The following is a 12,763-nucleotide window of genomic DNA, read 5'->3' as shown; positions in this document are numbered from 1 at the left end:
AGCAAAAGCACAGCACTTTCAAGAAATAGAAAGGTGCTGTGCTTTTAAAAAACTTTATCACAAAGTAGCTACTTCCGGGTAATAGGTTTACCCTTAGCAGGAGAAGCAGGTGATTTTACGCCTGTTACAGCCTTATAAGCATTCACTCTTCCGTGTCCATAAAAAGGATCCCGGCCTGGCTTTCCTAAATCTTCCGCGGAATTACGAAGGGTAGTCTCCACTTGCGCCGGCTTCATATCACCCCCATTTTTACCGATCACGAGAGCAGCCACGCCTGCTGCATGCGGCGCTGCCATACTGGTCCCTCCCGACCAATACCAGGAACCATTTCCGGTGCTAAAAACTAAATCGAAAACATAGGCGGGCGCGGTAACAAAGCCAATTGTCACTATTTCATCGCCAGCATAACTTACATCGCCGCCAGGTGCTGCTAAGTCAACTTCTGGTGTACCATAGTTAGTATAGGAAGCCGGATAATCAAGGAATGCCGTGAATGGAGCTAAAGCCCAGCCTCTAGGTGCTGTAGCTGAGATAGAAATAACATGCGGCGCCTCTGCCGGCATCACTACATAATTGCGATCTTCGTTTTGATTTATCCCATCGTTTCCTGCGGCAGCTATGACAGTAACACCCCGTTGAAAAGCATAAGTGGTTACTTTGCTTAGTGCCACAACGGTTTTCTGTAAAGCTTTGTCATCAAATATTACTTTATTATTTTCGTCCCTAAACTTGCCATTGCGGGGAAAGTAGGCAGAAAGGCTCATATTGATAACATCAGCACCCTGATCAGTCGCATGTACTATCCCATCCATTACCCAGGAAAAAGCTCCTGAACCTTCGTCGCTTAATACTTTTACCAAAATCAGCTTTGCCTCAGGTGCTACACCAATAATACCAAAACTATTGTCTGCGGCGGCAATTGTTCCTGCCACATGGGTGCCATGGCTAAAGGGATCGGGTAAAGAGTATTGCAGGTCCTCCCCGGGCACAAAGCTTTTGCTTGCAGCCATATCGATGTTAGGCTCCAGATCCGGGTGTGTTAAGTCAAATCCTGTATCTAACACAGCTACTCTGGCACCCGCCCCTCTATAACCTGCATTCCAGGCTTCCGGGGCATCAATCGCATCGTGCCCCCATTGCAGATCAAAAAAGAAATCATCATCACCGCTAGCAGGAGGATTACCGTAGTTAGCTTTAACCTTGATTTCTTTAGAAGGATCTACCCACTGTACATTGAAATCGTGCATAACAGCACTAACACCTTTTATTTTGGAGGCTTTGGCGATGAAATCAGGATCAGAGGAGGTCGCTGTAGCAAGTCCTACTTCGTCTATCGTAGCTGTTAATTTTCCTTTTAAAGCGCCCATTTTGCTCTTCAACTCGGATGGAATAGCATTAGTAGATGAGATGATGATGTAACGATCTGACAGCAATGTGACATTAGTCCGTGTGTCGCTCATTTTTGCGGCACTCTCCGTGCTTTGCCGCAGTGTACCATCAGGCATTAAGTCATCCTCTTTTGAGCATCCAAAAGACGTGGCAAGCAGCAGGATCAAAGAAAAGATAAATTTGTGCTGGTAAGTTGGTTTCATAATAAGCATTATTTAAAGTTGCGTTGCAATGTAGATCAGCTTTACATTGCCGTAATCACAAAAAGCAGTAGAGGAATCAAAATCAGCAGTTTAAAAGGAAAACTATTTCACTAAGTGTTAAATCTGCCAATCTAAACTAAAGGAGCCTAAAATAAAACTTTTTAAGTATTATATATTACAATACTAACGTTTAAAATAATAAATGGTTAAATCTCAACGCTTCATTTCCTCTCTTTTGCAGAGGTATTTAGAAATGCTAGGGCTGCATATAACTAATTGAGAAAAGCTACTGAAAGTAATGAATGCTCTAGTTTCAGATAGCTACATGAGACATATCTAAACTGATGATTTTCCATAGTGAACACTTTAAATAAAAAAGGAGCAAACGTAAGCACATTTGCTCCTTTTTTATTTAAAGTGTTCACTAGTATGAAAGTGGCGACTATACCTGAATCTTTCAGTAATCAAATTCCAGCAGGTTCTGAATGGTATCGCGGTGCGCGTCTCCCGACATCTTTTGAGCGTCCGCATCCACCATTTCTTCTGTGCCTATCTAAAGTGTCCGTTTGATGTTGTTCGGATCTGCATCTCTGGAGAAATAAAGCACTACATACTCTGTTTTTCCAAAATGGCCATGATCGCAGTATCCCATCGAGTTCAGGATGCCATCCAGCTTCACTTCCACTCCTGGCTCCGACCAGGCACAGGTTCTGCAACACCTGGAGCATCACTGGCTACCACCTGTGCCTGATCAGCTGGATCAGACATAGGTAGTTTCATCTATAAAGGGCCACACGTTCGGAATAAACAGTAGCTTTGCATACTGTAATATAAAGTTTAGCAGCTTCATAAAATATTTGATTGAAAAGAGTAACAGACATATTAGCACGGTATGGGCTAACGCTACAGATTTTTAAAACAGCCCTGGCAGCTGCCCTTTCCTGGTTTGTGGCCAAGAATCTTTTGCAAGCGGAATATCCTTTTTTCGCCGCTTTGGCCGCTATTCTCACTGTGCAGGTCACGGTGGCAGACTCTGTCGACAAAGCCACACAACGCTTTATAGGGATAGTGGGCGGCGTGATACTAAGCATGCTGATGGGGCACTGGTTTGATGTGGGGGCTGTTTCTATCTTCTTCGTGATACTGCTTGGCATGGGGATCTCTAAAGCGCTCCGGATGAACCCGCAGGTAATTTCACAAGTAGCCATCAGCTCATTTCTGGTACTTGCTTTCGGGCAAACTGAAGAAGGTTACGCTTTTGCCAGAATTATTGAAACAATATTAGGTTCAGGTATAGCGGTGCTTATAAATGCGCTGATCGTGCCTCAGAATGCCATACCGGATGTTGAGAAAAGCATTATCACATTTAGCGGACTGTCTGCAACAACACTAAAGAGCCTGAATGTGCTGCTAGACAACAACGGGAAAAACAGGAAAACAGGACGCTCTGAAGTAAATGCGCTGATTAAGGAAACTGACAGATGCCATCAGACGCTGCAACTGGCAGAACAAAGTCTGAAATATAACCTGTTTCTGACGCACAAAAGAACCAGGCTGAGCCGGTTAGCAGTTGGCATAAGTAAACTGGAGCATATTACGGTTCAGATCAGGGGAATACGTAGAGGCCTTGCAGACTTACAACTAAACGAAGTGTTTCAGTTGGAGTATGATAACATACAGCAGCTGAAAAGAGCGATGGGGGCAACAGCAGACTGTATCGCTGCTTTCGGCAATACAATGATTGTGACCTCAGAAGAAAACCTGTCTCTTCTCAAGCACAACATTCTGAAGGCCCGCGCAGAGCAGGCACTTTGCCTCCAGGATTTCAAGCGGATCTCATCGCTGGAAACGCTTCGTGACGTGGGGAGCATCCTGACTGATTTGAACCGCATAGTGGCTGAAACAGAAAGGCAAAATCCCGTAAAACAAATAAAGTTGGCGTAGGCACTCGCTTGCCACAAGCACCAGGTTTAGTTACTCAACATTAAAAGCTACTACAAATTTTTTACCGCTTTCATTGCCTATTGGTTCTGCCCATATCCTGCCTTGGTTTAGTTCAATGATGCTCTTGGCTCTGGGCAATTCCATACCTGATGCATCTTCGTTGCCTGTAGTCTTACCTGTAAGAACAGCATATTTGAAGAAAACTTTACGAAGATCCTGTCTTGTCAGCACGGAATCTTCGGAACTGACTTCCACTTTATAGATGCCATTGCTTTCGTAGATATCCAATCCGATGGCGCTGCCTTTTGGAGTATACTTGATGGAGGTGCTCACCAGGTTACTCAGGGCCTCCCGTATAAGATCAGGGTCTACAAACAATTCGCGTCTGCTGGCCACTGTAAAAAACAATTCCTGCTGTTTCGCCTTAGCCAGCGGTTCAAATTCAACAGCAACAGAACGAGCTATCTCGGATACAGCTATCTGCTGCGGACGCACGACTAACTCCTCCTCCTGCAATGACTCCTGCAGCATAATTTGCAGGTTTTCCTGCAAAACGTTAACAGTAGCATGCAACTTTCTGATGATATTTGTACTGTCAGGCGACACCAATGCTTCATTTAAAAGTACTTGTTGCTCTTTGATGGGCTCCGCAATATTATGCGCCAGATTCGTGTAAAGTTCGTCGTGCTTTCTGGTAGCTTTGCGCGTGAGCGCCCTTAGTTCAATTTGCTCCACTACCAGATTAGCCAAATCCTTTAATATTTCCTTCTCTTCTTCCTTTACACTCCGGGGCTCAGAATCTATAACACACACAGTACCAATGTTAAAATTGTCTCGGGTGATAAGTGGGGCACCGGCATAAAATCTTATTCCACCCGGTGCACTTACATAAGGGCTTGTCATCAGGCCCGGTACCAGATGGGTGTCTTCGAAAACTGTTACGTCTTCGTCATTGATGATAGTAAGCGAGCAAAGACTGTCTTCACGGTCTACACATGATACTTCGAGCGAGCTAAAATTAGATTTATACCATACCCTGTCCTTATCGACAAGCGAAACAAAAGCACTGGGCGCTTTAAGTAATCTGGAAGCAAGCCTGGTAATTCTATCAAAAAAAGCCTCTGGCGGTGTATCCAGAAGCTCATAGCGAAACAGTGCTGCTAAACGTTCTTTATCATTTAAGGGAACAATGGTTTCTGGCTTTCCGGTAAGAGCAATATTGGTAGAATTCAAAACGAATAGATATAATGAATGTATTTTGCGACAATGCCTTCTTACTAAATTACTAAAAACTAATTTTAGTTTAAAGTTTTACTGCAAAAGGCAAATTTTTTTTCTGTTCACTGACTCAATTGAGCTCAGACAACATTCATACACCTGTTCATTTCAAGAAGTTCAGCTATACTGTAGCGGTTCATAAGGAGAGACACGTGAAGAAAGACTTTATTGAACAACGTGCCATTTTAATATCATGTCTACTATATTTCCTTAGCTTAAGGTCATCATTCCTTTCTCAACCAAAGGCAACATCCAGCACCATCATCAGCACAAAACCTCCTATAAGGCCCAGCACAGCTACATCGGTGTTTTTATCGCGCTGCGTCTCAGGAATTACCTCCTCCACCACTACAAATATCATAGCTCCGGCCGCAAAAGCCAGCGCGTAAGGCAGAATGGGTTGCACCGTAATAACTGCAGCGGCTCCTATCACACCGGCAACAGGTTCTACTACGGCTGAAAGCTGACCATACCCAAAGCTTTTCATTCTGCTGACTCCCTGCCTGCGCAAGGGCATCGCCACGGCAAAACCCTCTGGAAAATTCTGCAGGCCTATACCAATCGCCAAGGCAATAGCAGAAGCATACGTCACACCGTCCATCCCATTATGCGCTGCACCAAAGAGCACCCCCACAGCCAGGCCTTCCGGAATGTTATGCAACGTGATGGCTAAGATGAGCAGTGTTGTCTTATGCCAATTTGTTTTTAAGCCCTCGGTTTCATTTTCTTTAAAATTAATGTGCAGGTGCGGGGCCAGCTTATCTAAGCCAAATATAAAAAGCGCACCTGCCAGAAAGCCCACGGCTGCCGGCAACCAGCTAATTCCCGGATAGTCCTTTTCCGCTAAACTAATAGATGGGGCCAGCAGCGACCAGAAACTGGCTGCCAGCATCACACCTCCTGTAAAGCCCAGCATCACATCGTGCCACGCCCTGCTCATCGACCTGAAGAAAAAGACCATAGAGGCCCCAAGCAATGTTAAAAACCAGGTGAATAAGGTAGCAATAAGAGCGGCATAAACAGGCCCCAGTTCCCTCAGATAATTTTCTAGACTTTCCATTCAAATATTAAAAACCCGCTTCAGGGTGCGCTAAAACCAAAGTGCCAGAACGGATCCCACGGCCAATACTTTTATTTTGCTTACAAGCATCGTTGGCTTACGCATTTGTTGCACCAAAGATGTCTGTTCGCCTCCACTTTAAGTTTGCCCCAAGTAACAAAGAAGCAACTATTGTCAGTAAGCCACTCTACTCAGGTTGCAATTTGTCTGGGTGTTGGAAAGCTACCCACCCCTCACGCTTCCGTGGAGAAGAATATGTCAAGTTATAAAATATACTCTGCAGGATCAGTGAGTATTGGACTAAGATTTCTGATTCAACATTGTTAGAAAAAGAAAAACCTGGCAACAAACCAGGTTCCTCGTTTAGGTTGTATGAAATAGAAAATCTATCAGAGACAATATAAAGTCTCTGTTTGCTATGCTTTCAGCACGAAAGTAAATCTGGCGTTTGTGCCTTGTGCGCCTTCAGAAACATTCATCAGGAGTTCTGGTTTGAAGATGTAATCGCGCTCATTGCCTGTTTCACCTGGAAAGTAGAGCTGCGTGGTGAGAACAGATTTGCCAGGTCCTTTTACCTTTACATGAAAGTGTCGTGTGCGCCCTGTATATATGCCTGGCACTATAGTCTCCAGTTTAAAATAGCCTTGCTTGTCGGTGTATTGGTGTCCGCGCATGTTAAAGCCATCATTGTCATAGTTGCCATTATCATCGGCATGCCACCAATCAAGCAAAGCCCCTCCTACAGGCTGGCACTTCGTATTCAGCACCTGCCCGGTCAGCACCAAAGGTATGCCCTTCATGCCATTTTCGCGGAGGCTACTTCTTTCAGGAGAGCGTGGGGTATAAAAGGGGCCTTCTGTTTGGGAGGGAGTAGGATCGTCATGGTCATCACACTCCGGCGTAGGCTCCAGCACGTCCATTCGTTTTAAGAAAGGAAACGCCGGAACCAGGCCAATAAGTGGCAAAGCGGACATAAATGCAAAAAAACGGCGCCTTGTGATGTTCATGTACCCTTACGTTAGTAAGATTTAAAGAGGAAACCTCCTTCTATTGTACGTTTCAGCAACCCTCAAAGGATTAACTCATTACAACTTACTTTCAACTATCTGATTTCCGGCACCCGCAACAAGCATCAGATCTATGGTAAAGGTGTCGTCAATAATCTTATCAGCTGCTGTACCCAGCAAGCCTGAGCGGTATTTAATGTCCCACTTCGTGCGATCCACCTCTATTTTAGCAGTTGCTTCTGCCTTTTTCCCGTTGATTTTAACGTTAGCCGGGAATGTGATGGCGTTTGTTATTCCTTTTATGGTCAGATCACCGGTTACAGAGTAGTTGGGCTCTCCCGCTTTTGGTTTTGCGACAGGGCTTACGCTGGTTATCTTAAAAGTGGCATTCGGATGCTTCTCCACTGAAAAGAAATCTTCGGATTTCAAGTGGTCAGTCAGCTTTTTGTTGGAACCAGGATTTGTGATGTCGGTGTCCGTGATAGAGGTCATGTCAATTACAAAATTGCCTCCTACCAATTTGCGTCCGTTCACTTCCAGACTACCATTTGCAATTTTCACGTTACCGGTATGCTCACCGCCAAACTTCTTTGCATTCCAGGTCATGGTGCTGCTGGCAGTATTCACCGGTAAAGTGGTAGCAGCTACTGCAGTGGTTGCAGCCTTTTTAGCAGGGTTGTCTGCTGCTGTTACGCTGGAACTGTAAAGCACTGTGGCAAGCGCCAGGGTGCTTAAAAGTACTGGATAGTTTTTCATATAGAGGAAAGTTTAAGGTTTAGAAACAATGTCTGCAATCATAAATATTTAAAGCACCAGGGGAAACTACCCTGGTGCTTTGCTTTAAGCTTTACTTCACCCGCTCCAACATTCCTTCCACTGCGCGGCCCTGCAAGTCTACAGTAAGATACAACTTTCCGTCTTCTGTTATGCCTTTGTAAAGGATTGTTTCTTCGCCAGAGGAAAGTATAAACGAAATGGCATCACCGGCAACTGTACCATCTGAGATAGGCATTTGCCCCATAGGAGACTGTGCAGTACCAGTCAATGTAGTGCCATCAGCAACTAAGTCCAGTATGATGTCACGCTCTCCCATTTTACCTTGCCAGCGCCCGGTAATTCCGCCTGCCTGCGTCGCTGCACTGTCTGTGGCTGCCTGTTGTGCGGCTGGTGTTCCTGCTGGTGCCTGCATAGGTTTCTGTCCTGCTCCCATGGCAGTTCTTGCAGCACCGCCCGGCGTCATGCCTGGTGCTCCTCCCTGAGGGGCTCCTCCACCTTGCTGTGCGCCGGCATCCTGCACTCCGCCTTCACTGCCACCTTTCAAATCATCGTTGTTAACTGACTTCTTTCTCCTGCGTGGCGCATCTGATGTCAGTTTACCGATGCGGTAGCTGAAGTTCACCTTAAAGTTCATATTGTGCATCACATTGGTGCTTGTCTGGCTGAAGGTTGGCGAATTCAGCTCATTTCTTACTTTAATGGTTGGTGACAGAAAGTTCTCTGCACCAAAGCCGATGCTGCCTCTCCGCTCGTTGAATTCTTTTTTCAGGTTCAGGCTATAGATTCCAAAGCCTCCCTGTACCCCCTGCAGTTGTACCTGCCGGCCACGGTAGAAGCCAAAGCCCTGTATGCCCCAGCCCTGCCCCAGGTTATAATTACCCATCGCGCGTATGTTGTACACTAGTCCGCTGTTGTTGGCACGCTGGGTCGGGTCGTCCACGTTGTTGCTCAGTACGGCGTAGTAAACATCCCCTCCGCCGTTTAGAGTAAGTTTATTGCTCAGGTTAATGCTGCCGAACACGCTTCCACCATAAGCCTCTTCCTGACCAATGTTATAGTAAGAAGTTTCCAGCACGCCATCCTCCGCTCTGGTGCGAACAGCCTGTATAGAGTTGTTCGTATTTCGTACAAAAGTCGAGAAATTCAGGGAAGTTGATTTGAAATACGTACTGTATGATAATTCAAAGTTGTTCGTATATTCCGGGTCCAACTCTGGATTACCCACCGTTCTGAAGGCAGGGTTCGGGTTCTGTGCGTTCGGGTTCAGGAACTGCAGCGAAGGCCTTTGTATGCGGCGGTTGTAAGCCAGCTTGATGGTGTTACCATCCTGCAGCCTTTTAGAGAGGTTGATGCTTGGCACCAGCACACCATACGATGGGATATTCACCGCTTCGTCGCTGTTTTCAAAATCAGCATTGATGGTGGTGTACTCGTAACGGGCACCCGCTTTCATGCTGTAGTTGTTGGCTGTTGTGAGGGTGTAGGAAAGATAACCGGCTGAAATATTCTGATTATAGTTGAAAACGTTGCTCAGGTTAGTTCCTTCCACTACCGTGAATGGCCCTGTTCCACCGGCTGTAAATGTTTCATAGTCGCTGGTAACCTGCCGCATGATCTGCTTCGCCCCCAACTCCACCATCTGGTTCTTGCCGATCGGGTTGGTATAATCCAGCTGCACAGTAGACTCCTGGTTAAAGCTTTCGTTTATATTTTTCAGGCGGCTCTCCAAATCGCTCCCGCTACTGTTGTATATTTCGTTCAGGAAGTCGTTGGTGCGGTTGTTTCGGCTAAACTGCGTCAGGATACTGAATTCCTGCTGCGGCTTAATGGTGTGGGTATAGTTAAGGTTTACGTCAACTGTGCCGGAATTATCCGTCACTTCCACATCCCGAAGCGTGCTGCTAAACAAGGTGCCTTCCTGGTAACGCTGCGTAAGCAGACCGTCCTGGAAATTATGACCGTTGCGAAGGCCATACTGCACAGAGGCATTTATGTAGTTCTTTTCATTGATGTCATAGTCCCAGCCAAATGTATAGCGACCGAACATCATGTTGTTCCGCATATCCGACTCCTGACGAATAGTATTCTGCTGATTATCTGTTACTGTTGACTGCTCGTTTTCAAAGCTGCCGGGCATGTTATAGCCGGCACGGCCAAACCCTCCCAGAGAGAAACCCATTTTACCAACACGGTAGCTGCCATTCAGGCCCAGGTTGGACCCTCTTAAACCAACGCCGGTGTCAATGTTCAGGGTACCGCCCTGCAGGGTGTTCTTTTTGGTGACGATATTGATGATACCTGCTGAGCCTTCCGCATCATATTTTGCAGATGGAGACGTGATAACCTCAACAGACTTAATCATGTCCGCCGGAATCTGCTTCAGGGCATCGGCCACGCTACCGGCTGTGATGGTAGAGGGACGGTTATTTATCAATACCCGGATATTCTGGCTGCCGCGCATCGACACGTTTCCGTCTAAATCAACAGAAAGCATTGGCACTTTGCGCAGCACGTCTGCAGCATCACCGCCCCTGTTCGACTCATCATTTTCGGCGTTATATACTGTGCGGTCTACCTTCTCCTCAATCATGGCCCGCTGTCCTTCCACCACTACCTCCTGAAGTGCTTTTGCAGTAGAGCTGATGGTGATTTTTCCCAGGTCAACGGCTGCATTTGTTACCTCTATGTCTATGGTCTTTGCCTCATAGCCGATAAAGGAAATGGCTACCCTATAGGTACCGCTGGCTACCTTTTCGAGAGAGAACCGGCCCTGGTCGTCGGCCATCGTGCCATCCACCGGTTTGCTTGTAGCGGGGTTCACCAAGGCAATAGTCGCATACGGAACCGGCTGCTGCGTGTCAGCGTCAACCACTGTACCCGTAATACGGCCGGCTACATTTTTCTGTGAAGCAGCCGCGTTGACCGGGCTGCTGGAAGCTAAAAGCCCCCCTCCGTCTGAGGGAGACTGCGCAACGGCGACCTGGCACAGGCAGGCTAGCACGAGAGCAGAGAGATATGTTTTTTTCATGGCGTCGATTTTCAAAAAGAACTGAACAAAGCAAATCTTTCTTAAGCGGATAAAAAAACAGAATAGATTGGCAGCGACTAAACGCCGACGAATGACTCCTGACAGCCGATGGTTTTATATATCCGTTGAATATCCTGCCCATGTAGTGAAGTATAGATGAAATACCGGCAAACGGTCGGTGAAAACGCTTGAACGGCAGATAAGAAAGGCTTCAGTAGTACAATAATTTTATGTTTGTCTATATAATGATAACTTAAGCCTTACAATGGCAAACACCTTCATAAATCGCCACGGGTACCTCCTGATTCAGTTGCTGGTACTGCTGGGGCTACTACTGCTCCTTTGCCAGCCTTTGGCCTGGGATATAGAACTTCCCATACAGTTTTGGGTAAAACAGGGACTTGTCTTTGTCATGTGGGTGAGTTTGTTTTACCTGAACACGCTCATGCTGGTACCACGGCTCCTGTTTAAGAACCGTTTGGGTGCGTTTACTGCAAGCGTTCTGGGAGCTGTTGTATTCATAATGCTGGCAGGCTTCGTCATAGACACATGGCTGAATTTGCCTGAACTGATGCACCGGGCTTTCAATCCAGATGAAGCTGCGCAGCCTCATCGTAAAGGCATGCACATAAACCCTGTGATGCTGCTGGCCACCCTGCTGGTGCTGGGAATAAGCACCAGCATTAAAACCGTACAAAAATGGCAGAAAGACACCGAGATAAGGCAAAGCCTGGAGCGGCAAAAGATTAGCTCTGAACTTTCATTTCTGAAAGCGCAGATTAACCCGCACTTCTTCTTTAATACCCTCCACAGCATCTACGCCCTCACAATGATAAACATCGAAACTTCACGGGAGGCGCTCCATACCTTATCCAGAATGATGCGGTATGTCCTGTACGAGACACAGTCCGGCACCACCCTGCTCAGCAAAGAGATTGAGTTTATGCAGGACTACATCAACCTGATGAAACTGCGATTAACAGAAAAAGTGACGGTAACGTTTGAACCACCAATGCCTTTGCGTGATGTGCCGGTGGCGCCGATGTTGTTTCTCCCTTATGTGGAAAATGCTTTTAAACACGGTGTAAGCGCTTTACTACCTAGCAACATACATATAGCCATACAGCAGCATGGGCAGGTCTTGGAGTTGGATGTGCGCAACACGGTGCTCCCTGAAAAGAGAACGGTACTGGAGGAAAGCAGTGGTATTGGACTGGCCAACACGAGCAGGCGACTGGACCTGCTCTATCCTGGGCAGTATACCCTTGCTGTAACAGAAAAGACACCGGAAAATGAATACCGGGTAAACTTAAAGCTGAACTTATCATGACGCTCAAATGCATTGCCGTTGACGATGAACCGCTGGCCCTGGGAATGATTGCGGCCTTTATAGAACAGACACCCTTCCTGCAGCTGGTCGGACGCTACTCCAGCGCCGTGGAGGCATTGCAGGGGCTCCATCAGCAGCCGGTGGATCTGGTGTTTCTGGATATCCAGATGCCTGACCTCAGCGGCATTGAGCTAGCGCGGGTGCTGGACAAAGGAGAGTATGGCATCGGCCCACGCATTATCTTCACAACCGCCTTCAGCCAATATGCGCTGGAGGGGTATAAAGTAGATGCGCTGGATTACCTGGTTAAACCCTTCAATTATGCCGATTTCCTGAAGGCTGCCAGTAAGGCCCAGGCTTATGCCGGTCTGATTCAGAAACCAGCGCCGGCAGCATTGCAAGCTTCAGTTGCAGCGCCGGAGGAAGAGTATCTCTTCCTAAAGGTGGAATACCAGTTAGTGCGCATCGCTTTTAGCGACATTCTTTACATTGAGGGACTGAAGGATTATGTGAAGGTGCACCTCGAGAGCGATACTAAACCTATCCTGTCACTTACAAGCTTGAAAGCACTGGAGGAAAAGCTGCCGGCAAGAAAATTCATGCGCATCCACCGCTCCTATATTGTGGCGCTGGATAAGATAAGCGCTGTTTCCCGTAACAGAGTACAGATCGGCGAGACTAACATTGCCGTCAGTGACCAATACAAGGAGGCATTTAACCAGTTTCTCAGTCGCTGGACATAATCAC

At 46.8% G+C, this 12,763-nt stretch carries 9 protein-coding genes; 3 read left to right on the top strand and 6 right to left on the bottom strand.

What is annotated here, in order from left to right; genetic code table 11:
• Positions 1 to 68: 68 nt before the first annotated feature.
• On the bottom strand, positions 69 to 1,592 hold the full coding sequence (locus E1919_RS09215) for a S8 family peptidase (protein ID WP_237144199.1): 1,524 nt from the start codon (positions 1,590 to 1,592) through the stop codon (positions 69 to 71).
• A gap of 861 nt (positions 1,593 to 2,453) precedes the next feature.
• Here E1919_RS09215 and E1919_RS09210 point away from each other — a divergent pair.
• A complete protein-coding gene (locus E1919_RS09210; RefSeq protein ID WP_162053069.1) occupies positions 2,454 to 3,536 on the top strand; it encodes an FUSC family protein in 1,083 nt (360 codons plus the stop codon).
• A 30-nt stretch (positions 3,537 to 3,566) separates the two neighbouring features.
• Here E1919_RS09210 and E1919_RS09205 read toward each other — a convergent pair whose 3' ends face one another.
• From E1919_RS09205 to E1919_RS09185, 5 genes are all read right to left on the bottom strand, one after another.
• A complete protein-coding gene (locus E1919_RS09205) occupies positions 3,567 to 4,769 on the bottom strand; it encodes a GAF domain-containing sensor histidine kinase (protein WP_162053068.1) in 1,203 nt (400 codons plus the stop codon).
• 280 nt (positions 4,770 to 5,049) lie between these two features.
• On the bottom strand, positions 5,050 to 5,874 hold the full coding sequence (locus tag E1919_RS09200; RefSeq protein ID WP_162053067.1) for a ZIP family metal transporter: 825 nt from the start codon (positions 5,872 to 5,874) through the stop codon (positions 5,050 to 5,052).
• A gap of 416 nt (positions 5,875 to 6,290) precedes the next feature.
• Positions 6,291 to 6,881 carry a dioxygenase family protein gene (locus E1919_RS09195; RefSeq protein WP_162053066.1) on the bottom strand — a complete coding sequence of 197 codons (591 nt, stop codon included), beginning with the start codon at positions 6,879 to 6,881 and terminating at the stop codon, positions 6,291 to 6,293.
• Between the two features lie 78 nt (positions 6,882 to 6,959).
• Positions 6,960 to 7,637 carry a YceI family protein gene (locus tag E1919_RS09190; protein WP_162053065.1) on the bottom strand — a complete coding sequence of 226 codons (678 nt, stop codon included), beginning with the start codon at positions 7,635 to 7,637 and terminating at the stop codon, positions 6,960 to 6,962.
• A 91-nt stretch (positions 7,638 to 7,728) separates the two neighbouring features.
• Positions 7,729 to 10,686 (bottom strand): outer membrane beta-barrel family protein, encoded by a 2,958-nt coding sequence (locus tag E1919_RS09185; protein ID WP_162053064.1) that lies wholly within the window; start codon positions 10,684 to 10,686, stop codon positions 7,729 to 7,731.
• Positions 10,687 to 10,951: 265 nt separating this feature from the next.
• On the opposite strand from E1919_RS09185, the gene E1919_RS09180 reads away from it, so the two are divergent.
• On the top strand, positions 10,952 to 12,016 hold the full coding sequence (locus tag E1919_RS09180) for a sensor histidine kinase (RefSeq protein ID WP_162053063.1): 1,065 nt from the start codon (positions 10,952 to 10,954) through the stop codon (positions 12,014 to 12,016).
• Positions 12,013 to 12,759, top strand: coding sequence for a LytR/AlgR family response regulator transcription factor (locus tag E1919_RS09175; RefSeq protein WP_162053062.1), 747 nt, complete (start codon positions 12,013 to 12,015; stop codon positions 12,757 to 12,759). The genes E1919_RS09180 and E1919_RS09175 overlap by 4 nt, the downstream gene beginning before the upstream one ends.
• Positions 12,760 to 12,763: the final 4 nt, after the last annotated feature.

The organism is Pontibacter pamirensis (assembly GCF_010015475.1).
GTDB classification, from domain to species: domain Bacteria; phylum Bacteroidota; class Bacteroidia; order Cytophagales; family Hymenobacteraceae; genus Pontibacter; species Pontibacter pamirensis.
This window is presented reverse-complemented; position numbering and strand designations above follow the sequence as displayed.